This is a genomic window from Amycolatopsis tolypomycina (assembly GCF_900105945.1).
GTDB lineage: Bacteria > Actinomycetota > Actinomycetes > Mycobacteriales > Pseudonocardiaceae > Amycolatopsis > Amycolatopsis tolypomycina.
In genome coordinates, this window is sequence record NZ_FNSO01000003.1 from 490,488 (window position 1) to 516,864 (window position 26,377).

General features: G+C 71.7%; 28 protein-coding genes. 16 read left to right on the forward strand and 12 right to left on the reverse strand.

Features of this window, described 5'->3' with window-relative positions; all coding sequences use genetic code 11:
• The first annotated feature begins 1 nt into the window (after nucleotide 1).
• The 4 genes from BLW76_RS07880 (at nucleotide 2) to BLW76_RS07895 (ending at nucleotide 3,883) form a co-directional block, all read left to right on the forward strand.
• The gene (locus BLW76_RS07880) at nucleotides 2-532 is read left to right on the forward strand and encodes a DUF485 domain-containing protein (protein WP_091305171.1); all 531 of its coding nucleotides are present in this window, start codon (nucleotides 2-4) and stop codon (nucleotides 530-532) included.
• A 30-nt stretch (nucleotides 533-562) separates the two neighbouring features.
• Nucleotides 563-2,353 carry a sodium/solute symporter gene (locus BLW76_RS07885; protein WP_091305172.1) on the forward strand — a complete coding sequence of 597 codons (1,791 nt, stop codon included), beginning with the start codon at nucleotides 563-565 and terminating at the stop codon, nucleotides 2,351-2,353.
• A 130-nt stretch (nucleotides 2,354-2,483) separates the two neighbouring features.
• Nucleotides 2,484-2,843, forward strand: a complete 360-nt coding sequence (locus BLW76_RS07890; protein ID WP_086847539.1) for a rhodanese-like domain-containing protein — start codon at nucleotides 2,484-2,486, stop codon at nucleotides 2,841-2,843.
• Nucleotides 2,844-2,845: 2 nt separating this feature from the next.
• Nucleotides 2,846-3,883, forward strand: coding sequence for a DUF4328 domain-containing protein (locus tag BLW76_RS07895; protein WP_091305173.1), 1,038 nt, complete (start codon nucleotides 2,846-2,848; stop codon nucleotides 3,881-3,883).
• On the opposite strand, the gene BLW76_RS07900 is transcribed toward BLW76_RS07895, so the two are convergent.
• Nucleotides 3,880-4,470 carry a TetR/AcrR family transcriptional regulator gene (locus BLW76_RS07900; protein WP_091305174.1) on the reverse strand — a complete coding sequence of 197 codons (591 nt, stop codon included), beginning with the start codon at nucleotides 4,468-4,470 and terminating at the stop codon, nucleotides 3,880-3,882. The two genes, BLW76_RS07895 and BLW76_RS07900, sit on opposite strands and share 4 nt — an antisense overlap.
• A gap of 96 nt (nucleotides 4,471-4,566) precedes the next feature.
• Here BLW76_RS07900 and BLW76_RS07905 point away from each other — a divergent pair, with 96 nt between their 5' ends.
• Both BLW76_RS07905 and mca read left to right on the forward strand, forming a co-directional pair.
• A complete protein-coding gene (locus BLW76_RS07905; protein WP_244170083.1) occupies nucleotides 4,567-5,916 on the forward strand; it encodes a DHA2 family efflux MFS transporter permease subunit in 1,350 nt (449 codons plus the stop codon).
• Nucleotides 5,913-6,752, forward strand: a complete 840-nt coding sequence (mca, locus tag BLW76_RS07910) for a mycothiol conjugate amidase Mca (RefSeq protein ID WP_091305176.1) — start codon at nucleotides 5,913-5,915, stop codon at nucleotides 6,750-6,752. The genes BLW76_RS07905 and mca overlap by 4 nt, the downstream gene beginning before the upstream one ends.
• Nucleotides 6,753-6,952: 200 nt before the next feature.
• On the opposite strand, the gene BLW76_RS07915 is transcribed toward mca, so the two are convergent.
• The gene (locus BLW76_RS07915) at nucleotides 6,953-8,119 is read right to left on the reverse strand and encodes a cytochrome P450 (protein WP_091305177.1); all 1,167 of its coding nucleotides are present in this window, start codon (nucleotides 8,117-8,119) and stop codon (nucleotides 6,953-6,955) included.
• Nucleotides 8,120-8,172: 53 nt separating this feature from the next.
• Here BLW76_RS07915 and BLW76_RS07920 point away from each other — a divergent pair, with 53 nt between their 5' ends.
• The 4 genes from BLW76_RS07920 to BLW76_RS07935 all read left to right on the forward strand — a co-directional run bounded on the left by BLW76_RS07920 (nucleotide 8,173) and on the right by BLW76_RS07935 (nucleotide 11,081).
• Nucleotides 8,173-9,054, forward strand: a complete 882-nt coding sequence (locus BLW76_RS07920) for a DUF5926 family protein (protein WP_091305178.1) — start codon at nucleotides 8,173-8,175, stop codon at nucleotides 9,052-9,054.
• A gap of 129 nt (nucleotides 9,055-9,183) precedes the next feature.
• Entirely contained in the window at nucleotides 9,184-9,537 is a 354-nt protein-coding gene (locus BLW76_RS07925; protein ID WP_167384505.1) for a DUF952 domain-containing protein, read from the forward strand.
• A gap of 210 nt (nucleotides 9,538-9,747) precedes the next feature.
• Nucleotides 9,748-10,260 (forward strand): SigE family RNA polymerase sigma factor, encoded by a 513-nt coding sequence (locus BLW76_RS07930; RefSeq protein ID WP_091305179.1) that lies wholly within the window; start codon nucleotides 9,748-9,750, stop codon nucleotides 10,258-10,260.
• Nucleotides 10,257-11,081 (forward strand): hypothetical protein, encoded by an 825-nt coding sequence (locus tag BLW76_RS07935; protein ID WP_091305180.1) that lies wholly within the window; start codon nucleotides 10,257-10,259, stop codon nucleotides 11,079-11,081. The genes BLW76_RS07930 and BLW76_RS07935 overlap by 4 nt, the downstream gene beginning before the upstream one ends.
• 86 nt (nucleotides 11,082-11,167) lie before the next feature.
• Here the strand turns inward: BLW76_RS07935 and BLW76_RS07940 are convergent, their stop codons facing one another.
• The 3 genes from BLW76_RS07940 to BLW76_RS07950 form a co-directional block, all read right to left on the reverse strand.
• A complete protein-coding gene (locus BLW76_RS07940) occupies nucleotides 11,168-11,722 on the reverse strand; it encodes a ferritin (protein WP_167384506.1) in 555 nt (184 codons plus the stop codon).
• A gap of 150 nt (nucleotides 11,723-11,872) precedes the next feature.
• Nucleotides 11,873-13,057, reverse strand: coding sequence for an arginine deiminase (locus BLW76_RS07945; protein ID WP_167384562.1), 1,185 nt, complete (start codon nucleotides 13,055-13,057; stop codon nucleotides 11,873-11,875).
• Nucleotides 13,058-13,097: 40 nt separating this feature from the next.
• Nucleotides 13,098-13,910 (reverse strand): CPBP family intramembrane glutamic endopeptidase, encoded by an 813-nt coding sequence (locus BLW76_RS07950; RefSeq protein ID WP_091305183.1) that lies wholly within the window; start codon nucleotides 13,908-13,910, stop codon nucleotides 13,098-13,100.
• Nucleotides 13,911-13,932: 22 nt separating this feature from the next.
• On the opposite strand from BLW76_RS07950, the gene BLW76_RS07955 reads away from it, so the two are divergent.
• Nucleotides 13,933-14,394, forward strand: coding sequence for a PPOX class F420-dependent oxidoreductase (locus tag BLW76_RS07955; RefSeq protein ID WP_091305184.1), 462 nt, complete (start codon nucleotides 13,933-13,935; stop codon nucleotides 14,392-14,394).
• Here the strand turns inward: BLW76_RS07955 and BLW76_RS07960 are convergent.
• The gene (locus BLW76_RS07960; protein WP_091305185.1) at nucleotides 14,386-15,180 is read right to left on the reverse strand and encodes a DUF2470 domain-containing protein; all 795 of its coding nucleotides are present in this window, start codon (nucleotides 15,178-15,180) and stop codon (nucleotides 14,386-14,388) included. The two genes, BLW76_RS07955 and BLW76_RS07960, sit on opposite strands and share 9 nt — an antisense overlap.
• Before the next feature lie 151 nt (nucleotides 15,181-15,331).
• Here BLW76_RS07960 and BLW76_RS07965 point away from each other — a divergent pair, with 151 nt between their 5' ends.
• Nucleotides 15,332-16,357: a hypothetical protein gene (locus BLW76_RS07965; protein WP_091305186.1), complete on the forward strand. Its 1,026-nt coding sequence runs from the start codon at nucleotides 15,332-15,334 to the stop codon at nucleotides 16,355-16,357.
• Here BLW76_RS07965 and BLW76_RS07970 read toward each other — a convergent pair.
• Complete coding sequence (locus BLW76_RS07970; protein WP_091305852.1) at nucleotides 16,324-17,565, reverse strand: MFS transporter; 1,242 nt, start codon at nucleotides 17,563-17,565, stop codon at nucleotides 16,324-16,326. The genes BLW76_RS07965 and BLW76_RS07970 overlap by 34 nt on opposite strands.
• A 93-nt stretch (nucleotides 17,566-17,658) precedes the next feature.
• Between BLW76_RS07970 and BLW76_RS07975 the strand changes: the two genes are divergently transcribed.
• Nucleotides 17,659-18,555, forward strand: coding sequence for a LysR family transcriptional regulator (locus BLW76_RS07975; RefSeq protein WP_091305187.1), 897 nt, complete (start codon nucleotides 17,659-17,661; stop codon nucleotides 18,553-18,555).
• Here BLW76_RS07975 and BLW76_RS07980 read toward each other — a convergent pair.
• From BLW76_RS07980 to BLW76_RS07990, 3 genes are all read right to left on the reverse strand, one after another.
• Nucleotides 18,552-19,289 carry a hypothetical protein gene (locus BLW76_RS07980; RefSeq protein WP_091305188.1) on the reverse strand — a complete coding sequence of 246 codons (738 nt, stop codon included), beginning with the start codon at nucleotides 19,287-19,289 and terminating at the stop codon, nucleotides 18,552-18,554. The two genes, BLW76_RS07975 and BLW76_RS07980, sit on opposite strands and share 4 nt — an antisense overlap.
• 1 nt (nucleotide 19,290) lies before the next feature.
• On the reverse strand, nucleotides 19,291-21,099 hold the full coding sequence (locus tag BLW76_RS07985; RefSeq protein ID WP_091305189.1) for a substrate-binding and vWA domain-containing protein: 1,809 nt from the start codon (nucleotides 21,097-21,099) through the stop codon (nucleotides 19,291-19,293).
• A gap of 80 nt (nucleotides 21,100-21,179) precedes the next feature.
• Nucleotides 21,180-22,352, reverse strand: coding sequence for a homogentisate 1,2-dioxygenase (locus BLW76_RS07990; RefSeq protein WP_091305190.1), 1,173 nt, complete (start codon nucleotides 22,350-22,352; stop codon nucleotides 21,180-21,182).
• An 85-nt stretch (nucleotides 22,353-22,437) separates the two neighbouring features.
• Here BLW76_RS07990 and BLW76_RS07995 point away from each other — a divergent pair, with 85 nt between their 5' ends.
• Together BLW76_RS07995 and BLW76_RS08000 are read left to right on the forward strand one after the other, a co-directional pair.
• A complete protein-coding gene (locus tag BLW76_RS07995) occupies nucleotides 22,438-23,292 on the forward strand; it encodes a hypothetical protein (RefSeq protein ID WP_279627673.1) in 855 nt (284 codons plus the stop codon).
• On the forward strand, nucleotides 23,289-23,930 hold the full coding sequence (locus BLW76_RS08000) for an IclR family transcriptional regulator (protein WP_091305192.1): 642 nt from the start codon (nucleotides 23,289-23,291) through the stop codon (nucleotides 23,928-23,930). Before BLW76_RS07995 ends, BLW76_RS08000 begins: the two co-directional genes overlap by 4 nt.
• On the opposite strand, the gene BLW76_RS08005 is transcribed toward BLW76_RS08000, so the two are convergent.
• Both BLW76_RS08005 and BLW76_RS08010 read right to left on the reverse strand, forming a co-directional pair.
• On the reverse strand, nucleotides 23,914-24,549 hold the full coding sequence (locus BLW76_RS08005) for a DUF998 domain-containing protein (RefSeq protein ID WP_091305193.1): 636 nt from the start codon (nucleotides 24,547-24,549) through the stop codon (nucleotides 23,914-23,916). The two genes, BLW76_RS08000 and BLW76_RS08005, sit on opposite strands and share 17 nt — an antisense overlap.
• Before the next feature lie 56 nt (nucleotides 24,550-24,605).
• On the reverse strand, nucleotides 24,606-25,193 hold the full coding sequence (locus BLW76_RS08010; protein ID WP_091305194.1) for a TMEM165/GDT1 family protein: 588 nt from the start codon (nucleotides 25,191-25,193) through the stop codon (nucleotides 24,606-24,608).
• 187 nt (nucleotides 25,194-25,380) lie between these two features.
• Here BLW76_RS08010 and BLW76_RS08015 point away from each other — a divergent pair, with 187 nt between their 5' ends.
• On the forward strand, nucleotides 25,381-26,340 hold the full coding sequence (locus BLW76_RS08015) for a S41 family peptidase (protein WP_091305195.1): 960 nt from the start codon (nucleotides 25,381-25,383) through the stop codon (nucleotides 26,338-26,340).
• The last annotated feature ends 37 nt before the right edge of the window (nucleotides 26,341-26,377 follow it).

Consider the following 26,377-nt stretch of genomic DNA (forward strand, 5'->3'; position numbering starts at 1 on the left):
CATGACCGACGACTTCTACGAGCGCCGCGCGAACGGCGTCCGCGAACCGGATCCGACCCTCGGCAGGCGCGCCCGGCAGCGGCCGCTGCCGCAGCCGACCGACCGCGCCGTCGTCGAGTCGCTGCCCGCCGCGCCCGAACCCGAACAGCCGCCGAAGCCGGAACACCACGCGAAACCCAAGCGGGAACGGGTGATCCTCAACGATCCCCGCCGCGGCGCCGGCACCCTGCGCGCCCGCGTCGAGCTGGAGGAGCAGACCAGCTGGGGGAAGCTGCTCGTGCGCGACCACCTGGTGAAGGTGCAGTTGCGGACGGCGGTGCTGCTCGCGCTGCTCGTCATCGGCGTGCTGGGCTCGCTGCCGGTGCTGTTCTACCTGCTCCCCGGATTCTCCAGAGCCAGCCTGCTGGGCATCCCGGTGGCGTGGCTGATCCTCGGGGTGCTGCCGTTCCCGTTCCTGTTCGGCGTCGGAATCTGGTACAACCGGCTGGCCGAACGCAACGAACGAGCGTTCGTGGACATGATCGAGAACTAGTTTCGCACCCCTCGTGCGAGGATTCCTCCCGTGCAGCTGAACCCGTGGGCCTTGACCGGCATAGTGCTGGTCGCCGTGGTGACGCCCTACCTCGGTCACCGCTCCTCGCGGTCGGCGACGAGCACGCACGACTTCCTGGTCGCGCGGCGCACCGTGCGGTCCCGCCGCAACGCCGCCGCGATCTCCGGCGAGTACCTTTCCGCGGCGTCGTTCCTCGGCATCGCCGGCATCGTGCTCAAGGACGGCGCCGACGCGCTGTGGTTCCCGATCGGCTTCACCGCGGGCTACCTCGCGCTGATGCTCTTCGTGGCGGCGCCGCTGCGCCGCTCCGGCGCGTACACGCTGCCGGACTTCGTCGAAATGCGGCTCGGTTCGCAGGGGCTGCGCCGCTTCTCCACGGCGTTCGTCGTGTTCATCGGCGTCCTCTACATGGTCCCGCAGCTGCAGGGCGCGGGGTTGACGCTGGCGACGATCCTCCCGGTGCCGGTGTGGGCGGGCGCCGTCGCGGTCATGGTCCTGGTGGCCTTCAACGTGATCTCCGGCGGCATGCGGGCGATCACCGTGGTGCAGGCGCTCCAGTACTGGATCAAGCTGTTCGCGATCTCGGTGCCCGCGTTCCTGCTGTGCATGGTCTTCTTCACCGGCGGCAGCCCGGACGGGTTCCGGCCGCTCGGTTCGCCCGCACCGCCGGTGTTCGTCAACGACACCACGGTGGACGTGCAGACCGACGTCACCCTGCACGTCACCACGGACACCTACCTCTACGCCTACGGCCGCACCGACAACGGCCCGGCGGCCGGTCCGACGCACTGGACGCCGCTGGCGCCGCACACCGTTTCCGAAGGCACGAAGCTGAAGTTCATGGCGGGCACGCCGGTGCCGGTGGTCAGCGACTCGGTCGCGGACAACGCCGACTGGCTGCACCCGGGCTCGGGCAGCCTCACCGACCTGCTGCAGACGTACTCGCTGATGTTCGCGACGTTCCTCGGCACGATGGGCCTGCCCCACGTGCTGGTCCGCTTCTACACCAACCCCGACGGCAAGGCCGCCCGCCGCACCACCGTGCACGTCCTGCTGCTGCTCGGCCTCTTCTACCTCTTCCCGACGCTGCTGGGCGCGCTCTCCCGGATGTACGTCCCCGAGCTGCTGGTGACCGGCAAGACGGACGCGGCGATCCTGCAGCTGCCGTCGGCGATCCTGCCGGGGCTCGGCGGCCAGATCCTCGGCGCGGTGACCGCGGCCGGCGCGTTCTCCGCGTTCCTGTCCAGCACGTCCGGGCTGCTGGTGAGCGTCGCCGGGGTGGTCTCGACCGACGTCCTGCCCGGCCGGGTGCGGGACTTCCGCGTGGCCGCCGGGCTGGTCGCGCTGTTCCCGATCGCGCTGGCGGTCGTCCTGCGGCCGGAGGACATCTCGCTGTCGATCGGGCTGACGTTCGCGCTCGCCGCGTCGACGTTCAGCCCGCTGCTGGTGCTGGGCATCTGGTGGCGCAAGCTGTCCTGGCCGGGCGCGCTGGCCGGGATGTTCGTCGGCGGCGGCCTGGTGCTGGCCGCGCTGGTGGTCAACGTCGTGAGCGGCTACACCGGCGGCTGGGCGCCGTGGTTCGCCGGCCAGCCCGCGCTGATCACCGTCCCGGCCGCCTTCGTGACGACGTACCTGGTCAGCCGCGTCACCGGCTACGGCCGCCCGGAGCACGTCCACGACATCATGCTGCGCCTGCACGCCCCCGACCCGCTCGGCTTCATGCGCGACCGGGCCGTCGCCCGGTTCGGCCAGGCCGAGGAGAAGACCCGAGTCCCCGGCCGCGGCCGCCACCGCAAGTAACCCGTGTCGACCCGCCAATCACGCGTGTCGACCTCCCAATCACGCGTGATGCCTCCCGGATCACGTGCGAAGCCCGAATCCGGTCCGCACACCTCGACCTCACGCGCGGGCAACGCCTCCGCATGGCAGCATGGGAATCGTGGTGAGCCCTGCTGAACTGCCGACCGCCGAGGTCCGCGATCTGCCCAAGGACGGCCTCGTGCTGCTCGACGTCCGCGAAGACGACGAGTGGGCCGCCGGGCACGCGCCCGGCGCCGTGCACATCCCGATGGGGGAGCTGCCCGCCCGCGTCGGCGAGCTGGCCGACCTGCCCGACGACCAGCCCATCCACGTGATCTGCCGCAGCGGCGGCCGGTCCGCGCGGGCGGCAGCGTGGCTCAACCAGAGCGGCTGGGACGCGGTGAACGTGGCCGGCGGCATGGGCGCGTGGCAGCGCGAAGGCCGTCCGATGGTCGGCGAGCACCCCGGCATCGAACCCGAAGTGATCTAGCCTTGCACCCGGGTCAGCCTCCTGCCGGGCAGCCGTACCCGCCCGGGTACTGGCCGCGCCAGGCGCCGCCCCCGACGGCGCAGCAGTTGCAGGGCCGGACGCTGGCCGCCCAGCCGGAGCCGTACCCCTTCCACCGGCGCCCGGTGCACCGGCCGAAGCTGCGCTGGGTGGCCACTCCGCCGCCCGGCGCGTGGCCACGCCGCCGTGTCTCGCCGCCCGAGCCGTACCTCGGCCCGCCGTCGTACCCGGTGCCGCCGCGCTGGGGTTTCCCGAACCTGGTCTGGCGGCGCCCGACGTCGGTGCCGGGCACGGCCTCCGACGAGCTCCGCCCGATCGACCGGGTGCCGGTGCTCGGCCGCAGCGTGGTCGCCGTCCTCTTCGGCTTCGCCGTGCTCGCCCTCACCGCCGCCGGCGCCGAGATCTGGCGCTACGTGCTGCTGGCACAGGGCCGCGAATCCGCGCTGTCCCGTTCGGTGGTGGCGTTCTCCGACGGCTTCGTGCTCGCCGCGGGCCTGCTCGCGTCGATCCTCGCGCTGCTGCCCGCCGGGCTGTCGCTCTGGTGGCTGCTGGTCGCGCGCCAGGCGGCGGCGGACCTGTCGGGTGACGCCCCGCCGCGGCCGGTGTGGCAGGTCCTCGTCGGCGTTCTCGTGCCGGTGGCGAACCTGCCACTGGCCCTGTCGGTCGTCGGCGAGCTGGAGCACGCCGTGCTGGGCCGCTCGCGTGACGCCCGGCCGAAGCCGTCGCGCCAGGTGCTCGTGTGGTGGGGCGCCTGGCTGCTGAACTGGATCCTGCTCGGCGTCTCGATCGGCTGGCGGTTCCGCGACGACGTGCAGTCGATGGCCGACAGCGTCCTCCTCGTCGCGCTGACCGACCTTTCCGCGGCCGCGCTCGCCGTGCTGACGGCCCTGGTGGTGCAGCGGTTCACCGCGCTGCTGGTGCCGTCGGACGCGCTGGACGTGCGCGAGATGCGCGTGCTGAAGGTGCAGGGCGCGCCCGAGCCGGAGCTGCGGGCTTCGCGGCCGGCCGGCGCCGCTCGCTAGTAGCGGCCGTAGACCGGTTCGAGCTGGTCGAAGGCCTGTTCCGCGAGGGGCCACAGCTCCTCGACGATCGCCTTTTCGTCCTCCAGGGTCCGGTCGAAGACCTCCTGGAAGAGCACCCGCAGGACCGTGGCGAGGTGCGCGGCGGCGAGCGTCGGCCCCAGGTCTTCTTCGGGGTGGCGGCGGACCAGGAGGTGGGTGAGCGCCGCTTCGCGCTCGCGGTGCAGCTCGTGCAGCGCGTTCGTCAGGACCGGGCTTTCCTTGATCATCCGCACGAAGCCGGGGCCCGAGAAGCCGACCAGCGCGTGCTCGGCGCCGAGCGCTTCGAAGTACAGCTCGCGCGTGTCGTGGAAGACGCTGTCGCGGATGAGGGCCGTGGGCCAGGAGACGAAGTCCTCGCGGATGTCGAAGACCAGGTCTTCCTTGCGCGGGAAGTGGTTCGTCACGGTCATCTTGGCGACCCGCGCCTCGGCGGCGATGTCCGCGATCGTCACGTCCTCGAAGCCGTTGCGGATGAACAGCCGCGTGGCGACGTCGGAGATGTTTTTCCTGGTCTCGTGCTTCTTCTGGGCTCGAAGTCCCTCGCTCATGCCGTCACTCTACTGGGTCGAACCCAAGATTGTGCTTGACCCAACGAGTGGGTCGGACCTAATCTGAGGTTCGACCTAGTCACCTGGGAGGTGAGCATGACAACGGCAGTGCGGCCCGATGCGGCGCTGTGGCGGCTCGGCGGGGTGCTGATCATGGGCGCGGTGCTGTCGATCCTCGACGCGACGATCGTGACCGTCGGGATCGACGCGATCGCCCGTGACCTGGCCAGCCCGCTGACCACGGTGCAGTGGGTGGCGAGCGCGTACCTGCTCGCGGCCTCGGCCGCCATCCCGCTGTCGGGCTGGCTGACCGACCGGTTCGGCGGCCGCGCGGTCTGGCTGACGGCGGTGGCGATCTTCACCGCGGGCACGCTGCTGTGCGGTTTCGCGTGGTCCGCGCCTGCCCTGGTGGCCTTCCGGGTGCTCCACGGGCTGGGCGGCGGGCTGATGCAGCCGGTGGGGCAGGCGGTGTTCGCACAGGCGGCGGGCCCGGCACTGGGCCGGATGATCGGGGTGATCACCCTGCCGGCCACGGTGGCCCCGGTGCTGGGCCCGATGCTCGGCGGCGCGCTGGTGGCCGACCTGGGGTGGCGCTGGATGTTCTTCGGGATCGTCCCGCTCGGCGTGGCGACGTTCCTCTTCGCGCGCCGGCTCCTCCCGGCTCCGCGGCCGTCCGGCGTCCGTGAACCCTTGGACGTCCGCGGCATCGCCTTGCTCTCGCCGGGGCTCGCCGCGCTCGTGTACGGCCTGGCCGAGGGCGTGCTCGTCGTCTGGGTGGCCGGGGCCGCGCTGCTGCTGGCGTACGGCGTCCACGCTTCCCGCGTGCCGTCGCCGGTGCTCGACCTGGGGCTGTTCCGCACCAGGGGGTTCGCGGTCGCCAGTGCGAGCACGTTCTTGCTGGGGGCGTCGCTGTACAGCTCGATGCTGCTGCTTCCGCTGTACTACCAGCAGGTGGAGCACGCGAGCCCGCTGCGGGCCGGTCTGCTGCTGGCGCCCCAGGCACTCGGCTCGGCAGCGGTCCTGCTGGCGAGCGGCCGGCTCCTGGCCCGCTTCGGCGCCCGGCGGATGCTGCTGGCCGGCATCGCCTTGTCCCTGCTGGGCACGATCGCGTTCACCCAGCTCGGTTCGGCACCCGGCGGCGTCCTGCTGACGCTGTCCCTCCTCGTCCGCGGCGCCGGCCTGGGCGCGGCGACGGCCCCGGGCATGACCACGCTGTACGGCTCCCTGGAGCGGTCCCGCATCCCCCGCGCGGCGAGCGCGTTCAACGTGGTCAACCGCATCGGCGGCGCGTTGGGCACGGCCCTGCTGGCCGCGATCCTCCACGCCTCGCTCACGGCGGCCGTCCCGGCCCCGGCGGCGTTCGGCACCACGTTCGCCTGGGCACTGGCGCTGTCGGCGCTGACCCTCATCCCCGCATTTTTCTTCCCCGCAAGGAGCATCCGGTGACTTTCCGCCTGTTGAGCGTCCACGCCCACCCCGACGACGAGTCCAGCAAGGGAGCGGCCACCCTGGCCCGCTACGCGGCCGAAGGCGTCGACGTCCTGGTGGCCACCTGCACCGGCGGCGAACGCGGCGACGTCCTGAACCCCGCCCTCGACACGGCCGAGACGTGGGCAGACCTCCCAGCGATCCGCCGCCGCGAGATGGCGGCGGCGGCCGAGATCCTGGGCGTCCGCCAGCGCTTCCTCGGCCTGGTCGACTCCGGCATCCCCGGCCCCGGCGAGCCGTTGCCCGAAGGCTGTTTCGCGGCCCTGCCCCTCCCCGAGGCGGCGGCCCCGCTGGTGGCCCTGATCCGCGAGTTCCGCCCGCACGTGGTGATCACGTACGACGAAACGGGCGGCTACCCGCACCCGGACCACATCCGCACCCATGAGGTGACGCTCGAAGCGTTCACGGCGGCAGCCGACCCCACCCGCTACCCCGGCTGTGGCTCGCCGTGGCGTCCCCAAAAGCTGTACTACCAGGCCACCTTGAGCCGAGCCTGGTTCCAGGCCATCCACGAAGCCACCCTGGCGGCCGGCCAGGAGTCGTCAATGACCGAAGTCCTGGCCGAACTCCCACCCGACAAGCTCCCGATCACCACCAGAGTCCGCTGCGAGGCCTACTTCGCCACCCGCGACCGAGCCCTCCTGGCCCACGCCACCCAGGTAGACCCGGCCCACCCGTTTTTCGCCCATTCCCGCGAAATCGAGCGCCAGGTCTGGCCCCACGAGGACTACCACCTGGCCCACCCCACCCCAACCACCCCCGAAGCCGACCTCTTCACCGGAGTAACCCCATGACCCACCCCGCCGTGTCGACCCCCCAATCACACGTGATGCCTCCCCAATCACGCGAGATACCCCTCCAGACACACGAGATGCCCGCCCAATCACGCAAGTCCCGCCCGGAATCACGCGAGTCCCGCCTCCAATCACGCGAGATCCGCCCCCAATCACGCGAGTCCCGCCCGGAATCACGCGAGTTCCGGCGGGCACTCCGGTCACGCGGTGACCCGCAGCTCCCGCAACCCCCGAATCACGAACTCCGGCCGTCGCGGCGGCACCTCCACCAACCGCAACCCCGGCAGCTTCTCCGCCAGCGCACTCAACGCGGCGGCGATCTCCACCCGCGCGAGAGGAGCACCCACGCAGTAGTGAATCCCGAGCCCGAACCCGAGGTGGGCGTTCGGCGTCCGCCCGATGTCCAGGCGGTCCGGCTCGTCGAACACCTCCGGGTCCCGTGCCGCGGCGCCCAGCAGTGCGCCGATCTTCTCGCCACGCGGGACGACATACCCGCAGATCGACACGTCCTCGGTCGCCGTTCGCTCGAACAGCTGCAGGGGCGCGTCGAAGCGGATCAGCTCCTCGACACACGAATCCAGAAGGGCAGGTGAGGCCAGCAGACGCTCCCACTGATCGCGGTGCGTGAGCAGGGCCGTGATGCCGTTGCCGAGCACGTTGACAGTCGCCTCGTGGCCGGCCATCAGGAGCAACACCGCGGTGGCCACCAGCTCGTCGGGCGTCAGCTCGCTGCGCAACAGGTCGCTGATGATGTCGTCGCCCGGTGCCTCGGCGCGGGCCGCGGCGACCGAGCGGACGTACGAGACGAACTCGGCGGACGCCCGCTCGGCCGCGTCGCGTCCCTCGGACGAAACTCCGTACTCGTACATCTTCACGATCGCGTTGGACAGCTCGACCATGCGCGGCCCGTCCGTCACGGGGACGCCCAGCAGCTCGGCGATCACCGCGACCGGCAGCGGCTGGGCGAGGTGCTCGAGCAGGTCGGCACTTCCGTCCGCGGCGATGGCCGCCGCCAGGTCGTCGACCATGCGGGCGGCGAGCGTCGCGACCATCGGACGCAGCCGTTGCACGTGGCCGCGGCCGAAGGCGCCCGCGATCAGGCGGCGGAGCCGCGTGTGGGCCGGCGGCTCGTTCTCCAGGAGCGAGTTGCGGTGCAGCAGGTTGAACGAGGCGAACCGCTCGAGCGGCTGGGCGTCCTGCCAGATTCGGCCCAGGCCGCGGTGCCGCAGCACCGCCGACGACGCCGCGTGCGACACCGCGACGGCGATGCCGAGCCCTTCGTGGAAATGGACATCGCCTCGTGCGCGCAGGGCGGCGAACGCCGGGTACGGGTCTTCCAGGAACAGAGGATCGCGGGGGTCGAACACGTCGCGAGACTAACCCTTCGATAGCGTCTGAACCCGAGCCAGAGGAGGCAGCAGTGGGCAAGGGCGCGCGCAAGAAGGGTCCCAAGCAGGCGTCGGACCGCAAGCCGAAGGTGCGCGACGTCTTCGTCGGCCAGCCGTTCGAAGGGCTGGCGGCGGAGCCCGAGCTGATCGCGCTGCGCGAGTTCGTGCCGTCCGCGACGGCTCAGCTCACCCTCGCCGACGGCGGTGACGTCACCCTCGGCACCGTGCTGCCGATGGCGGCGGCCGCGTTCGTCCGCTCCGACGGCCGGCGGTACCTCGGGCTGCAGGTGCAGACGCGCTCGTCCGACATCAGCCGTGACCTCGGCCGGTCGCTGAAGTGGCTGCTGGACGCCAAGGAGGGCGACGTCCTCGGCGTGCCGGACACCACCACGCCGCCGTCCGCCGACGAGCACGCGCGGCTCCAGGACCTTTTGACCCCCGGTGCCGAGCTCGACGTCACGCTGCACACCGACTTCGGCTGGTGGCTGCCCGAGGACGCCGACGCGACCGGTGACGTCGCCGTCTCGCTCGAGCGCGCGAACGCCGCGATCATGCCCACCGAACGGCTCGGCTCGGGTGCCTACTGGGTCCTCGCCGGCGAGAAGGCGCACCTGCGCTGGGTCCGTCCGGAGCCGGAAAACCTGCTGCTCCAGGCCCTGGCCCGGCTGTCCGCGGCCGGCGAGCTGGGCCTCGGCGAAGGCTCGCGCTACGCGGGCTCGTTCCGGGCGCACGGCCTGCTCGTCCCGGTCTGGGACCTCGACCCCGAAGCCCACGCCCGCGAGTGGGCCGACGCGAAGGACGCCCTCGGCGCCCGGCTCGAGACGGCGTTGAAGTCGCTCGACGACGAGCCGCTGAACGCGACCGAGCGCCGGGCGCGGGACGGCCTCATCGGACGGCAGCTGACCCTGCGCTGACCCCCGTCGGCGGGTGCCGGACCGTCGGTACGAACCGGCGGTCCTCCACCGCTCGATGAGCGTTCAACCAGGCATTATGTGGCGCACGAGACACCCCCGCCGGATCGCGGCGGTGGGACGATTCTCGGCGTGATACTCCACATCTGCGGGGCGGCCGAGTGGGCCGAAGTGGGCGAGGGCGGCGAGTACCGGCCGTCTTCACTGGGGGAAGTCGGGTTCATCCACTGTTCCGACTTCGGCACGGCGCACCTGCCGGCCGACCTTCTTTTCCGGGGACGCACCGACCTCGTGCTGCTCGAAATCGACCCGGCGAAGGTCGGGGCACCGGTCCGCTGGGAGGACGGCGAGCCGCCGCATCCGGCCGGGATCTGGTTCCCGCACGTCTACGGCCCGATACCGCGGGCGGCGGTCGTCGGCGTGCACGAGTTCCGCGAATCCGAGGGCGGCGGTTTCCGGCTGCCCGACTCGCTCGCCCGCCGCTGACGTGGGCAGACCATCACCCGGCCGAACGAACACGAATTCGGCCGGGAACGCGGGCAACCTGAGGGGGCTGTGATGCGTGTTGGGGAGGAAAGCGACTCGGCTTCTGGCTACCCGACCCCGATGGGAGGCGATACGGTGACCGCTGCGGCACCCGTCTTCACCGGGGGAGATACGTGGGTGACCAGCGCAGGCCGAGGGAGGGCCGCGACGTTGCCTGGCGATTTCGTCGACTTCGGCGAGTTCGTGCAGGCCACCTTGCCCGGCTTGCTGCGCTACGGCCACGCGCTCACCGGCAACCCGCACGACGCCGCCGACCTGGTGCAGACCGTGCTGGAAAAGATGGGTTCGCGCTGGTCGTACGTCCACGAAAAGACGGGCGACCCGCTGGCCTACGTCCGCCGGTCGATGGCGAACGCGCACGTGAGCCGCTGGCGGCGGACGCGGCGGGAGAACCTCGTCGCCGACCTGCCGGACACCAGCCCGCACGTTCCGGCCGACCCGTTCGAGCACGAGCCGCTGTGGCGTGCGTTACGAACGCTGCCGCCGAGACAACGGGCCGTCATGGTGCTGCGTTACTACGAAGGTCTCTCCGAAGCGGAGATCGCCCGGGCCCTCGGGATCACCCAGGGCACGGTCAAGAGCCAGGCCAGCAAGGCGATCGCGTCCCTGCGGACGCGACTGAAGTCGGCTGACGGCGAAAGCGAAGGGAGTGGTGCGGGTTGAACATCTCCGAGGACGAACTGGAGCAGCGCCTGCGCGCCCTGTTCGCCGACGAGCGGCTGGACCTGCCTCCGCCACCCGATGCGGAGACGGCGATCGTCGTCGGGGCGCGACGTCGTCGCCGTCGCCGGCACGTCGCGCAGGCCGTGACCGGGGTCGCGGCCGCCGTGGTCGCCGTCGCCGGGGGGCTGACCATGGTCCGGCTCCACACCGAGGACAGCACCGCGGCGATGTCGCCCGGCAGCCTCGGCACCAGCGGCAAACCGCCCGAGAACCTCACACCGGGATGGTCACCGGAGCCGACGACGCCGGGGCCGACCGCCACCCGCAGCATCCAGGATTCCGCGCGGCCGGACGAGCCGACGTCGGCCCCGCCGCGGACGCCGCCTTCCCAGAAAGCCACCGTGCTTCCCGGGGCGGCGAGCGGGCCGCTGCTGGCAGCCGACGGCTTCGGCAAGCTCAAGCTCGGCATGTCCGAGGCCGACGTGGCCGCGCAGGCCGTCACGCTCAGCGACCCGCAGGCGGGCGCGAGCTGCACCGCCTACAGGGCACAGGGCGACGGGGTCCCCGTGTCCGCCAGCGTTGTCATTTCGAAGACGGCCGGGGTCGTCGTCGTCACGCCGGACGTGGCCGCGCACACCGCCGAGGGCATCGGCGCCGGGTCCACGAAAGACCAGATCCTCGCCGCCTACCCCGCGGCCAAGGAAGAGGCCGGCGGCGTGGTCGCGCCCGTCGGGGCCGCCGCCGAATACCGCTTCCGGCTCGGCGACAACGGCGTTGTGCAGACGAGTCTGACCAGCGCCACCCAGGACTGCGCCGGCTGAACGCCGGACGCATGCGAAAACCCGGGCTGTCCACAGGGGGAGAGCCCGGGTTTCTCATTCACCGCCCTCAGTGGGGGCGCGCAACGTCAGAGCGCGCCGCCGGCCACCGGGGGCATCTGCGAGTCGGTGCCGCCGTCGCCGACGGACTCGCGGTACAGGTGGTTCTCGACCTCGAACAGGTTGCCGTTCGCGCGCTTGACGACGTTCAGCAGCGTGTTCATCTGCGAGATCTCTTCGACCTGCTCCTTGAGGAACCACTGCGTGAACTGCTCGCCGATGTAGTCCTCTTCGGCCCGCGCGGCCTTCGCCATCGCGGAGATGTCGGTGGCGACCTCCTTCTCCTGCTCGAGCGCGAGCTCGATGAGCTCGGTGACGCCGGAGAAGTCGTTGCGCACCTCCCCGGTGCCGGGGATCTCGACGTGGTGGTCGCGGTCGAGCATGTACTGCACGAGCGCCATCGCGTGGTTGCGCTCTTCGACCGACTGCTTGTAGAAGTGCTTCGCCAGCTGCGGGAGGTCCTCGGCGTCGAACCACACCGCGAGCGCGATGTACTGCTGGGACGCGTTGAACTCGTTGTGGATCTGCGCCTGCAGCAGTTCGTAGAACTTGGAGCGCGGTTCTTTCTTCTTGGTGAGGGCCATGCAGACCAGAATAGATCAAGATTGGCGTCAATGCCACTCGGTACTGGTGATCTGCCCCCTATTAGGGTTACCATTCCTAAAGAAGACGAACCTTATTTAAGTAAGCCTTCCCTAAATTGTTGCGCACATTTAGGGAAGGCTTACTTCATTTCAGAGAGGATCGCGGCGGACCGGGCAGGACATGCACCGCGGCCCGCCCCGGCCCGAGCCCAGCTCCGAGCCCGCGATCGGCAGCACCTCGATGCCGGCCGCCTCCAGGCGCTCGTTCGTCTCGACGTTCCGCTCGTAGCCCACGACCACGCCGGGCGCCAGGGCGAGGGTGTTGTTGCCGTCGTCCCACTGCTCGCGTTCGGCCGTCACCGGGTCGAGGCCGGTGTCGATGACGCGCAGCCGGTCGATCTCCATCGCCTCGGCCGCCGCCACCAGGAACGGTGCCGGGCCGGCCACCTTGACGCCGCCGTCGCCGGTCGGGCGCAGCGTGAACGCCGTCAGCGAGTCGCGGGCGAGCGGGTACATCACCACCGCGTCCGCGTCGACCATCGTGCACACCGTGTCCAGGTGCATGGTCGCGCGGGACTGCTCGATCGGCACCGCCAGCACGGTGTGCGCGATGCCGTCGGCGAACACCGACCGGGCGAGTGACTCCGCGCCGGCCGCGGTCGTCCGCTCGCCGACGCCGATGGCGAGCACGCCCGGGGCCAGCAGCATCACGTCGCCGCCCTCGATCGGCGCCGAATGCGCGCCGTACGCGCGGGCCGCGTGGCGGAACTGCGGGTGGTAGGCGTAGATCAGGTCGAGCACCGCGGTTTCGCGGCGGCGCGCGGGCATGGTCAGCGACGAAATCGCCACCCGGTCGGCGATCCACACCGACGAGTCGCGGGTGAACAGCAGGTTCGGCAGCGGATCGACGGCGAAGTCGTGCGGGTGGTTCATCATCCGCACCAGCGACGCGCCCTCGGCCGACGGCAGCTCCTCGAACGTCATCCCGGCCATCAGCACCTCGGCCAGCCCGGCCGAGGAGACGCCCGAGAGGTGCGAACGCAGCGAGTCGGCCAGGTCGCCGCCGAGCCGCCGGTCGTCGACCGCCGCGTGCACGCCCGCCGCGTGGGCGCGGTCGTCCTCGAGAGCCGTCCGGAGCGCGTCGGCCAGCAGCAGGACGTCGACGCCGCGGCCGCGCAGCACCTCGGCGAACGCGTCGTGCTCGTCCTGGGCCCGGTCGACCCACGGGATGGAGTCGAACAGGAGCTGGTCGTTGTTGCGGGGCGTCAGCCTTTTGAGCTCGTTGCCGGGCCGGTGCAGCAGCACCGCGCGCAGGGGTCCGACTTCGCTGTCCACCCGGGGAGGTGTCGTTTCGTCGATCACCTGCCGAGCGTACTCAGGGCAACCAGGAAACGTGACCTTTGAGCAGCGAATATCCGACGAACGACACGAAGTCGAACAGTGTGTGCGCGGCGACCAGCGGCCACAGCCGGTTGGTCTTCTGCCACAGCCGTCCGAACACCAGCCCCATGATGAAGTTGCCGACGAACCCGCCGAACCCCTGGTACAGGTGGTACGAGCCGCGCAGCACGGCCGCGCCGAACAGCGCGCTGTTCTCCCGGACGCCGAGCTGGCGCAGCCGCGTCAGCAGGTAGCCGATGACCAGGACCTCCTCGGCGAAGGCGTTGCCGAACGCCGACAGCGTCAACGAGATCGGCCGCCACCACGTATCGCCCAAAGTGGACGGTTGCACCGCCAGGCTGAAGCCGAGGTGGTAGGAGAGGAAGTACAGCCCCAGGCCCGGGATCCCGATCAGCGCCGCGAGCGCCACGGTCAGCAGCGCGTCCCGGCCCGGCGACCGGCGGTCGAGGCCGAGCTGCGCGACCTTGATGCCCGCGCGCCACAGCAGGTAGAGCCCGAGCGCGCCCCAGCCGACGAGCTGCGCCGCCGACAGCAGCTGCTTGAGCAGGTCGATCAGGCTCGCCGCGGCCTGCGGCACGTTCAGCTGCGTCTGCTGCTGGGCCAGCGGCACCGGCTGCAGCAGCGAGTCCACAAGGGACAGCAGGCTGCGCACACCGGACAGGCCCAGCGTGATCCCGAAGACGATGAGCAGCTCGAGCTTGATCGCGCGGCGCTCGGCCGGGTCCTCGATCGTCCCGGGGAACTCGGGGCGGGCCGGAGCCAGCCACGATCGCGCGGTGAACGTCATGGACGCACGCTACCTTCGGGGTATGCCGAGGAGCATCGCCACCAACGAAACCGTCGACCGCGCCGCCCTGGTCGAGTTCCTGTCGACCCGCCACCGCGCCATCCTGCTGACCACCAAGGCCGACGGCGGCCCGCAGCTCTCGCCGGTCACGTGCGGCGTCGACGCCGAGGGCAGGCTGGTCGTCTCGACCTACCCGAAACGCGCGAAGGTCGTGAACATCAAGCGCAACCCGAAGGTCTCCGCCTGCATCCTCTCCGACGAATGGAACGACCAGTGGGTGCAGCTGAACGGCACCGCCGAGGTGCTGGACATCCCGGATTCGGTCGAGCCGCTCGTGGAGTACTTCCGCGCCATTTCCGGCGAACACCCGGACTGGGCCGAATACCGCGAGGCCATGGTCAAGCAGGGCAAGAGCATCATCCGCGTCACGATCGAGAGCTGGGGCCCGATCGCGAAGGGCGGCTTCCCCGCCGAACTAGCCTGACCGCCCGCGCAGGAACGGGCAGCCGACCAGCCGGCGCAGCTCCGACGCGAGCTGCGCCGGGTCGTCGACGGACTTCGAGAACGCCAGCCGCACGTCGTGGTCGCCCGTGTCGGACTCGACGCGCAGCCGCAGCCCGAACCGGTCGAGCCCGAGCGGGCGGATCCGGCCGCCGCGCAGCGTCGCCGGCAGGTGCTTCGCCAGCTGTTCGACGACGTCGGAGTGGTCGCTCTCCAGGTGCCGCAGCCACCGGGCCTCGTAGTCGTGGAACGGGTCGGGCGGCGCCGCGCTGAACATGTGCGGGCGCAGCGAGTGCGTGCCTTCGGCGTCGGCGAGGACGAGCGACGCCGGGGTGAGCCGCAGCAGCGTGACGCCGTGGCCGACGTCGAGAAGCCGTTCGTCCGGTCGCGTCTCGGCGATCGCGATCGCCCGCGCGCGGGCCGAAACCGGCGAGAGCGGCCGCAGCCAGCCGGTGATCCACAGCAGCCCGCGGATCGGCTCCCGCAGGTCGACCGGGGCCTGGTCGGCGAGCTCGACCATCACGGCCAGCTCACCGCGCTGGGTCTGCTTCGCCGCGCGGACCATCGGGTGGTCGTCGGCCAGCAGCACGCTGACACTGCCGCTGTGGTGCACGTGGTGCAGGAGCGGCACGACGCGCTGCCCGTCGAGGTCCGTGCGATCGCAGGTGGGCAGCAACGACGCGGGGCCGTTGCGGGTCGCGATCGTCTTGGCGCGCTCGGCGGGGTTCGGCGCCGGCGGGCGGCGGACGGATGTGGGTGCCTCGGTCACGGCTCACCTCCTACTTAGGTGAGCCTAACCTGAATTAGACGGTCTGGGTAGTCGTGGCGATCACGTCCCACCCACTGATCGGCACATCCGGTAACGCCGGTGCCCACTTTGCCGAAAAGGGGGTGACAACCCGAGCCCCTGGGGGTTCCGCGTGCCGATCGTCCCGGTCCCCGAGCGCGTCCGCGCTTTCGAGCTCGACCCCGCCATGCCGTCCGGGGCCCTGCCGATCTTCGGCGAGTACCTCGACCGCCTCGGCGACACGGCGAACCGCTGGCTGGTGGCCGGGTTCTTCGTGGTGTTCGGCGTCGCCCAGTTCCTGGCCGGCGCCGGCGTGGCGCTGCCGGTCGGCACGTTCGCGCTGGCCGGGGCGATCGAGGCGCGCTGGCTCTACCGCGCCCGCGCCCACGTGCCCGAGACGCGGCTGAAGCGGGAGGCGTTCCGGCAGGTCGACATCACCGCCGGCGGCCTGGTCGCGGCCGGCCGGACGGTCGGCGTGCGGCTGCCGGACGGCCGCTGGCTGCGCGTCCGGCTCGACGAAGCACACCGGTTGCTGGTGGCCGGGCACCGGCGGGTCTGGCTGCTGGGCCGCGGCCCGAAGGTGTTCGTCGGCTTCGCCGGCGTGGTGCGGGTCCGCCGCGCCGGGATCCACGACACGCCGCCGCCGGGCGCGCTGCCGGTGCCGCAGCCGGCCGGGTCCGGGTCGCCGCGGCTCGACCCCGTGCTGACCGCGCACCGCCGCCAGCTGGCCCGCGACCTGCGCGCGACGGCGGCGTTCCTGCTGCTGCTGTCCGGGTTCGCGGTCTGGGTCGGCCTCGACGTCCCGGTGGTGCGGTGGGTCGCCTGGACGTTCGGCGCCGGCGCGCTGCTGGGTGCGCTCGCGGCCGTGCTGCGGTCGGTCGCCTGCGACCGGCCCCTCCCGGCCGACCACTGGACGGAGCTGCGCGCGGTGCTCGACGGCCCGGTCCGGATGGGCCGCCGCGGATCCGCCCGGTTGAGCGGCCTGACGATGCTCGCCGACGGCCGGGTGATCCCGTTCCGCCTGCCCAAGGTGGACCCGTCGATGGCAGCCAACATCGCGGCGACGGGCCGGCTGTGGATCGCGGGGGCGCCCGCGCCCGGGGCCGTGCAGACGGGCGTGCCCGGCTACCCGGTGCTGGGCACCGTCTGGCTCGGCTGAGCGGGCGTCCGGTCTCGGCGGGGCAGCAGCAGCGGCGTCGCCAGCACGAGGACGCCGGCGATCCCGATGGCCCAGCGCGGGCCGGTGAGCCCGGCCAGCACGCCCCAGATCGCGGTCAGCGTGGCGATGGCCGCCTTGGTGCTGACCGACCACGCCGAGAGCGTCCGCGCGACGCGGTCCGCCGGGAGCTGCTCGAGCCGGTAGGTCGCGAGCACCGGGTTGAAGACGCTGCAGCTGACGATCAGGCCGAGTTCGACGACCATCACGTACACCAGCCCGCCGTCGCCGGCCGCCGGGACGAAGGCCAGTGCGAGCAGCCAGCACGCCCGGATCGCGCCCGCCGTGACCAGGACCGGGTGGCGCCCGAACCTCTCGACGAGCCGCGGGGTCAGCCGCGAGCCCGCCAGCCCGCCGAGGCACGGGACGGCGAACGCGAGCCCGTACTGCCACGGCGCGAACCCCAGGTGGTTGAGCATCAGCACGGCGAGCAGCGGCTCGGTGCCCATGACCAGGCCGTTGAACACCATCGCGTTGAAGAGCAGCGGCCGCAGTCCCCGGTGCGCCAGCAGGAAGCGCCAGCCGTCGGCCAGGTCGCGCGGGCGCGGCCGGGTGGCGGTGCGCGGGTGCGGCTCGCCGCCGCCGATCGCGCGGATCCCGAGTGCGGAGAGCAGGAAGCTGACGGCGTTGGCGACCACCGACGTCACCGGCCCGAACAGGGCGAACGCCGCCCCGCCGAGCGGCGGGCCGAGGGCGGTGGCGGTCCAGTTCGTGGACTCGAACCGGCCGTTCGCGACGAGCAGGTCTTCCGGTGGCACCAGTCCCTTGAGGAAGGCGCCGCTCGCCGAGGTGAAGGTGATGTCCGCCGCGGCGACGACCACCGAGACGGCCAGCAGCTGGACGAAGCTCAGCACCCCCAGGGCGTAGGCGGCAGGCACGGTGATCAGCGCGCCGAACCGGACGAGGTCCATGGCGATCATCACCGGCCGCTTCCGGCGGTGGTCGACCCACGGGCCCAGCGGCACGGCCACGAGCGCCCCGACGGCCGGCCCGACCGCGGCCAGCGCCGAGACGGCCGTGGGCCCGGCGTGCAACACGAGGATCGCCAGCATCGGGAAGGCCCCGAAGCCGAGCCACGTCCCGAACGCGCTCACCGCGTAAGCCGACCAGAGCCACCTGAACCGCGGCCCCATCGACCGCCCGCGCATCACGCCGGAGATCAAAGCCCGGAACGGCCGCGCCCGGCAAACAACCGACGCGGCGGCGAGCCACAACGCCGCGTTGTGAATCTAGAGTCGGTCGTCGTGGACCTCGACGCCGTGCGCACCTTCGTCGCCGCCGTGGAGGCGGGCCGGTTCCAGGACGCCGCCACCGACCTGGCGATCACGCAGCAAGCCGTCTCCAAACGCATTGCCGCGCTGGAGAAGTCGCTCGCGGTGCGGCTGTTCACCCGCACCGCCCGCGGCGCGGTGCTCACCGGGGAGGGCGCGGCTTTCCTGCCGCACGCCCGCGAGCTGCTGGCGGCCGAGCTGCGGGCGCTGGCATCGGTGCGCGGCGGCCCGCTGCGGGTCGACGTCATCGGCAGGCGGCTGTGCCCGGCCACGTTGCTGCGCGGGTTCCACGAGGCGCACCCGGACGTCGCACTGGAGGTCGCGACGCTCCTGGACACCGCGGTCGCCGCGCTGCGGGACGGCTCGATCGACGCGTCGTTCCGCGCGCTCGTCGCGCTGCCCGAAGACCTCGACGCGCAGTGGGTGTGCGACGAGCCGATCCAGCTGTTGTGCGGCCCCGCGCACCCGCTGGCCGGCTCGGCTTCGGTGGCTCCGGCCGAGCTGGCCGGGCGGCGGATCCGGCTGCCCGGCGTGGTGCCCGGGACCGAGTGGGGCGCGTACTACGCCGAGTTCGCGGCCGCGTTCGGGCTGTGGATCGACGCGACCGGACCGAACTTCGGGATCGAGGTGGTGCTGGACACGATCGCGGAGTCCGGGGAGGTGGCGACCCTGGTCGGCGCGGGAAGCCGGGTGTGGTGGCCGGCCGGGCACGGCTTGCGGCGGGTGCCGATCGAAGCGCCCGTGCCGGTGTACCCGCATTCGCTCGTGTGGCGGCGGGGCAACGCGCACCCCGGGCTCGCCGCGCTCCGACGTCACCTCGCGCAGGGCGAGCGCGCCGCCGGTGCGTGGCGGCCGGGCTGGGCCGCCTAGCCCAGCGACCGCCGCGTCGCCTGCTCGGTCTCCAGGACGCCCTGCCGGATGCCCTCCAGCTGGTCGCTCAGCTCGCGCACCGCGCCCGTGTCCACGGCGACGTCCGTCGTTGCCGCGGTCAGCTCGGCCACCCGGGCCACCAGGCTGTCCAGGCCGAGTGCGCCGGACTGCAGCTGGGCCAGCAGCTTGTCGCGGGCCCCGGACAGCCGGGCGTGCACGTCCGCCTGGGCCTGGACGGCCGTCAGCGCCTGTTCGAGGTCGCCGCGGAGTTCCGGGCGGGCCGTGCGCAGCTCGCCTTCCAGCCGTCGCCGTTCGTGCGCGACGGCGTCGAGGTCGACGCGGGACAGGGCCAGTCCGGTCGCCGACGCGCGGCCCGCCAGGCGTTCGAGCGTGGCCAGCGTTTCCCGGACCACCGGCTCCATGTCCGCGACGCGCTCGGCGAGCGGGCCGGCGCCGAGGGACCCGCTGAGCGAGTCGAACCCGTCCGCCGCGGCCGAAGCCCGGCGCAGCCAGTTCGCCTCGGGCGACCCGGGCGCAACGTCGAGCACCCGGGCTTCCCGTGGCGGAGGCTCCCTCTCGCGGGTTGCCACGGCCACGCCGGCCCGCGCGGCGAGCACCGCCACCCCGACGCCGACGGCCGCGACGACCGGCAGCTGCACGGCCCACGCCATGCCCGCCGAAGTGGCGGCGAGCAGCAGCCCCCACGGTTCGGCGAGCTCACGGGCGAACTTCATGTCAGAAATTGGAGATCACGGAGGTGAACACCTGGTTGATCGAGTCCGGTTTGGACGAATCGTACTCCGATCCGCCGGTCGCTTCCGCGATCTGCTTCAGCACGTCCTGGTCGGCGTCCGCGCCGTAGGCGATGGTGAACAGCCGCACCGCCTCCGCGTTGCCCTCCGGCCGCAGCTCCGCCACCAGGTGCGGGAGGTCGATGCTGCCGGAGTCCTCGTTGCGGCCGTCGGTGAGCACGACGACGGCGTTGATCGCCGTCGGGTCGAGGTGGGCGTTCATGTACTCGTACGCCGCCAGCGACGAGTCGTACAGCCCGGTGCCCGAATGCGGGGTCAGCCCGCTCAGCCGCGTCGCGAGCGTCTCCTTGCCGCTGGTGCCGAGGGCCTGGACCGGGAGCAGTTCCTGGTAGTCCTTGTCGCCGTCGAGCTTGGTCGAGAACTGCCACAACCCGACCTGGTCCCGCGGCACGAACTGGCCGAGCGAGTCGATCGCGGCCTGTTTCGCCAGGTCGATCTTGCTCTTGCCGGTACCCTTCGCCTCCGCGCTCATCGACCCGGAGACGTCCACGACGAGCAGCACGTTCGCCTTCTTGCGCAGGTCGGTCCACGAAGCCAGCAGCTTCGACAGCACCGTGGGCGCCGGCGGGCGCAGGAAGCTGATCTTCGTGTCCGGCTGGACGCCGTTGGCCGGCGTCGCCTGCGGGCCCGGCTTGCCGTCGAACGACCGGAAGCCGAGCGCGGCGAACTTCGCCTGCGTCTCGTCCTGGCGCAGGTAGCCCAGGAAGTCGGCGGCGATCTGCTTGCGCGTCGGGTCCGCCCAGTTGAGCGTGACGAACGGGTGGTCGGAGTTCAGCGTCCCGTCGCCCGGGTAGATCGCCACCAGCGGCACCTTCGGCGGCCCGTGCTGCCCGACCTTGGCGGGGTCGTTCGTCGGGTTGCCCTGGTTGTAGCCGATCAGCGAGTTCTCCTCGACCGTGACGGCCGAGATGTACGACAGCGCCGTGCCGTTGTCGTCGGCCTTCTGCAGGTTGGTCAGGAAGGTGAGGGTGTTGTCGCCGTAGTGCACGATCGCCTGCTCGATGTTCGTGACGAACTGCCTCGCCTCCGGCTTCGCGAGCGCGGCCTCGGTGAGGTCGGACGACGTGCCGGTGGCGGCGTAGTAGGCGCCGATGGTGGCGTTCAGCCCCGACGTCGAGATGTTGGGGTTCGTCTTGCCGAGCCGGAACTTGCCCCACTCCGGGTGGCCGTACTTCGCCCAGCCGGCCGGGTCGGTGGCCAGCGCCGCGAGGTCCGTCCAGCCGATCGCCTTGCCGGGCCAGCCGAGCGCCTCGGCCATCGGCTTCGGCATGGCGACGACCAGCGGCGCGTTCGCGACCGACTGCGGATCACCGTCGGGCACGATCGACCCCGTGTCGCCCTTCGCGTTGACGCGCAGCAGGTTGACCCAGCCGCTCGCGGCCGGCGTCCAGACGTCCGGGCGCGGCCCGTCGGTGGCTTCGTTCCAGCCGTTCGCCAGCGCCTGCATCGCCACCCCGGACGACTTCGATTTCACGACGACGTCGACGCAGTGCCCGCCGACCGACCGTCCGGAGTAGGCCTTTGCGGCCTCTTGGACCACTCCGGCCTTTTCCGGTGACGACGCGATGGTGAGTGCGACGGCGTCCGCGCCCGTGCATTTCGGCGCGTCGGCGTCGTCGCTCGAGCCGCTGGTCCAGTACCGGATTCCGATGATCAGGGCGATGGCGACCACGATGGCGGCCAAAAACGGGAGAGCTTTTCCTCGGCGCCGCGTTGGTTGGGAATTGATCATCGAATCCTCCCCGTTCCGCCACTCGGAGTTTCATTATCCGGGCGGCGGAACGGGGAGGGGACGGTATTTCCGAATCTTGACTAGGATTTAGGTCCGCGGCGCGACCACGTCCACGCGTAGCCGGGGTCTTCGGACGCGTCGGCGGCCTCACCGAGCTCCAGCGGCGCGAACGTGTCGACCATGACCGCCGTCTCGTCGAAGAACTCCGCGCCGATCGACGCCTCCGCCGCGCCCGGCTGCGGGCCGTGCGTGAAGCCGGACGGGTGCAGCGACAGCGAGCCGATGCCGATCCCCGAGCCCTTCCGGGCCTCGTAGTTGCCGCGCACGTAGAACATCAGCTCGTCGGAGTCGACGTTCGCGTGGTTGTACGGCACCGGGATCGCGCCCTCGTGGTAGTCGACCTTCCGCGGGCAGAAGGAGCAGACGACGAAGTTCGGGCCCTCGAACGTCTGGTGCACAGGCGGCGGCTGGTGCACGCGGCCGGTGATCGGCTCGAAGTCGTCGATGTTGAACACCCACGGGTAGAGGCAGCCGTCCCAGCCGACGACGTCGAAGGGGTGCGTCGCGTAGGTGTAGCGGGTCAGCCCGGCGCGGTGCCGCACGAGCACCTCGACGTCCTCGCCGTCCTCCAGCAGCGGCTCCGCCGGCCCGCGGATGTCGCGCTCGCAGTACGGCGAGTGCTCCAGGAACTGCCCCTTCGCCGACAGGTAGCGCTTCGGCGGCCCGATGTGGCCGCGCGCCTCGAGGGTGAAGAGGTTGACCTCGCCGTGCGGGACGACCCGGTAGGTGCACGACGTCGGGATCACGACGTAGTCGCCGTCGCCGACCTCGAGGCGGCCGTAGATGGTCTCGAAGGTCGCCGAGCCGCCGTGGACGTAGAACAGCTCGTCGCCGGCCGCGTTGCGGTACAGCGGGCTGGGCGCGGTCGCCGTGACGAACCCGATGGTGACGTCGTTGTTGCCGAACAGCCGTCGCCGGTCGGTCACCGCGTCGGCCTCGCCGCCGAACTTGAGGTCCTGCGTCCGGAACGCCCGCGGCTTGAGCGGGTGGTTGGGGGTGAGCGACCCGCGGTCCTCTTCGACCGCGACGGCGTCGACGATCGCCGTCGGCAGGCCGCGGTGGTAGAGCAGCGCGGAGTCGGCGGAGAAGCCCTCGACGCCCATCAGCTCTTCGGCGTAGAGGCCGCCGTCCGGCTTCCGGAACGCGGTGTGCCGCTTGTGCGGGAGCTCGCCTACTCGCCGGTAGTAAGGCATCGACGTCCCCTTCTGACGTGTTCGTTGTGCGAACGATTTTGTCCTGATGTCGTACGCTACTAGCGTGTCAGTCGTGTCAAGCGCTGTGGAACTCACGCCCCCCGGCCCCCGTGGAATTCCTCCCCTGTTCGCGAGGCTCGTCGACGACTCGGCGCTCTTCCCTCCGGGCGACGCGGCCATGCCCGAAGCGCTGCGTGCGCACTTCGCCAGCCGAGGCTCCGAACACGCCGGTGTGCTGGGGGTTTTCCTCTGCCAGGCGTCGCGGCTGCCCGAGCTCATCACCGAGCTGATCAAGATCAAACCGAAGCAGCCGCTGCCGCTTTCGCTGATCATCGACACCGGTCTGGGCGGCGTCCCGAAGGCCATCTCGATCGTCGAGTCGCGCAGTGAGCTGCTCGCGCTCCGGATGGTCGAGATGCCCGCGCCGTCGGACGTCGACGAGGTCTGGCTGGAGCGCGTCTCGGAGTTCGTGCCCGAGGACGTCATCCGGGTGGTCGAGCCGCGGCGCGGCGTCGGCTGGCTCGACGGCGTCCGCAAGGTGATCGAGCACGGCAGCTGGCCGAAGATCCGCTGCGGCGGGCAGGCGGGCGAGAACTTCCCCAGCGTCGACGAGGTGGCCGACTTCCTCGCCGTCGTCAGCGGGTCGACGGGAGCGTCGTTCAAGGCGACGAACAGCCTGCACCGCGCGGTCCGGCACACCGACCCCGGCACCGGGTTCGTGCACCACGGCTTCCTGAACCTGCTCGTGGCCTCCGCCCGCAGCCTCGCCGGCGGCGACGTCCGGGCGGCCCTGGAGTCGACCGACGCCCAGGCGCTGGCCGACGAGGCCCGTGCGCTGTCCGAGCCGGCCGCGAAGGCCGTGCGGGCGCTCTTCGCCTCCTACGCGGCGGCGTCGTTCGAGGAGCCGGTCGCCGACCTGGGCGAACTCGGCTTGCTGTGACCAGCCGGGAGGGGTCGCTGACGCTCGACCGGGGCTTGGCGCTGCTGCAGGCAGTGGCCGACGCCGGGGGCGACGCGGCGACCATCTCCGAGCTGGCGGTGGCCATCGGGGCCAGCCGCGCGGCCGTTTACCGGCTCCTCGTGCCGCTGTCCGAGCGCGGGCTGGTCTGGCGCGACGGCACCAAGGTCCGGCTCGGCGTCGGCCTGCTCCGGCTGGCCGGGCAGGTGCTGCCGCAGCTGCGGGACGCCGCCGGCCCGGTGCTGCGCGAGCTGGCCGAGAAGGTCGGCGCGACCGCGCACCTGTCGGTCGCGCAGGGGACGCAAGCGCTTGCGGTGGCCGTCGTCGAGCCGTCCTGGACCAACTTCCACGTCGCCTACCGCGTGGGCAGCAGGCACGCGCTGACCGCCGGCGCGGCCGGCAAGGCGATGTCGCTGCGCCCCGGCGGCGACGGCTGGGTGACGTCGACGGGCGAGCTCGAGGCGGGCGCGTCCGGCGTCGCGGCGCCGGTTCGTGGCGTGCCGGGGCTGCGGGCGAGCGTCGGCGTCATCTCGATGGAGCCGCTGAAGGCCGCCGAGGTGGGCCCGCAGGTCGTCGTGGCCGCCACCCGGCTGGCGGACATCCTCAGGACGGACGGCTGAGCAGCGGCCGGACCATCGTCAGCAGCAGGGCGACGTCGACGGTGAACAGCAGGCGCTCGAACAGGCCGAGCGTCAGCGTGAAGACGAACCCGCCGAGCACCACGCCGACGGCGGCGAAGCTCGCCGTGGCCAGCCGCCGGATCGTCGTCCGCCGCGGCTCCCACGGGCAGCGCTCGCGGCCCTTCTTCGTCAGCACGAACGCGGCCGCGGGCAGCGCGACGAACGCCGTCAGCGCGGCGATGTTGTGGACCTGCCCGGCGAGCGACCGCGCCTGGCCGTCCGGGTCGACCGGGACGAGCCCGCACACGAACAGCCCGGCCGACCAGACGCCGAGCAGCACGCAGACGGCCGTGGTGCCCGGGCGGTGGGCCTTCGCGATGCCGGCGAGCAGCGCCACCGAGCCGAGGGACAGCGCCAGGCACATGACGCTGAACAGGGGAGCGGCCGAAGCCGTGCCGAGCTTGCCGTAGACGTACTCCGACAGCGTCTGCCAGATCGGGCTGACCTGGCCGGACAGGCGCAGGTGCAGGTCGATCGAGATCGTCACGGCGAGGCCGATGCCGCCGAGCGCGATCCGGCCGTGCAGCGGCGAGACCGCGTGCGTCTTCGGCGAGTTCACCTGGTGCTCTCCCTTTCGTTTCCGAAAGGTTACCCGGCGAACCTGTGAGGGAAGGGTCAGAAAGCGAGCTGGAGCAGCGCGAACGCCGCGAATCCGGCGAACGCGAACCCGGCGCAGCGCTGAATCAGCTTCGGCCGGATCCGGCTGCGGAGCTTCGCGCCGATGAACACGGCGAGCCCGGCGACGACGACGAGGGCGCTGAAGGCACCGACGCCGACGGCGAAGGGGTTGCCGATCCTGGCCGTGAGACTCGCCGTGGCGAGCTGGGACGCGTCGCCCCACTCGGCGGCGAAGAGCACGCCGAACGACGTCATCGCGGAGCGCGTGAAGGACAGCGCCGAGGGGCCGGAGCGCGAAGCGTCTTCACCGGCTTCGTCGGCTTCGCTGAATCCCTCGCGAAGGAGCATGAAGGCGCCGAGGCCGAACATCGCGGCGACGACCAGCGAAAGGACCACGTCCGGCAACAGCGTCAACACGCTGCCGAACGCGACGGCTATGACGCATTGCACGGCGAACGCGGCGCACACCCCGGCGAAAACCGGCCAGCCGCGGAAACGGGTGGTCAGCACCAGGGTGGCGACCAGCGTCTTGTCCGGCAGCTCCACGGCGAGGACCAGGCCGAACGCGCTGATCAGCGCCACCATAGCGGCAGTCATGAGTATTCTTTCGCCCCTTTCACTGCAACGATAAAGGGGCGCTCGGGAAAGCTGCAAGCAGATGGCTTCCGCGAATTTGCTCGATCGGCGGCCATGAATTTGACATACCGGGGTGTCGCACAATTTTCTTCGGCATGCCGAATTTTGGGTTGTGGCCTGCGGTAGGTTCACCGGCATGGGGTCACTGGCGCGTGCCGCGCAGGTCGAAGAGGTCATCCGCCGGGTGGAAGCCCACTACGTCTTCCCGGACGTCGCCGCGAAGCTCGCGAAGGTGCTTCGCGCGCGCCTCGACGAAGGCGCGTACGCAGACCTCGACGACCCGGAATTCGCGACGGTCGTCACAGCGGACCTCCAGTCCGTGAACGACGACCGGCACCTGCGCCTGCGCCACCACGTCGACCCGGTGGCCGAGGACGGTGACGCCGACCACGTCTCGGACGACTTCCGGCAGGCCGCCGCGCTGGAGAACTTCGGGGTCGCGTCGGCGCGGCGGCTCCCGGGCAACGTCGGCTACGTCGACACGACCCTGCTCTACCCCCTCGACCTCGCGGCGCCGGCGTTCTCGGCGGCGATGACGCTGGTCGCGCCGGCCGACGCGCTGCTGATCGACGTCCGGCACAACCGCGGCGGCGCCCCGGAGGCCAGCGCGTTCCTGCAGAGCTACCTCGTCGACGAGCCGACGCACTACCTCGACATCTACGAGCGCGACGGCGACCGCGTCACCCAGATGTGGACGCTGCCGTACGTCCCGGGCCCGAAGTTCGGCGGCACGAAGCCGATCTGGGTGCTCACCGGCCCGGCGACGTTCTCCGGCGGCGAGGACCTCGCCTTCTCCCTGCAACGGCAGGGGCGCGCGAAGACGGTGGGCGAGGCGACGCGCGGCGGCGCCCACCCGCGTGAACAGTACAAAGTGGACACCTACCTGGACGTGACGGTGTCGATCGCCCGGGCGTACGACCCGAAGACGGGGGAGAACTGGGAGGGCGCCGGCGTGCCGCCGGACGTCCCGGTCGCGGCGGACAAGGCGTTCGACACGGCGTATGAGCTGGCCCTGCGGCACGTCCTCGAGCTGGGCGACCAGGGCCCGCGGCGGGTCGTGGCGGACGAGGCGCGGAAGGCACTCGATCGGCTGTAGGACGTTGGTCCCGTGGTGAACGGGACCAGTTGATCTG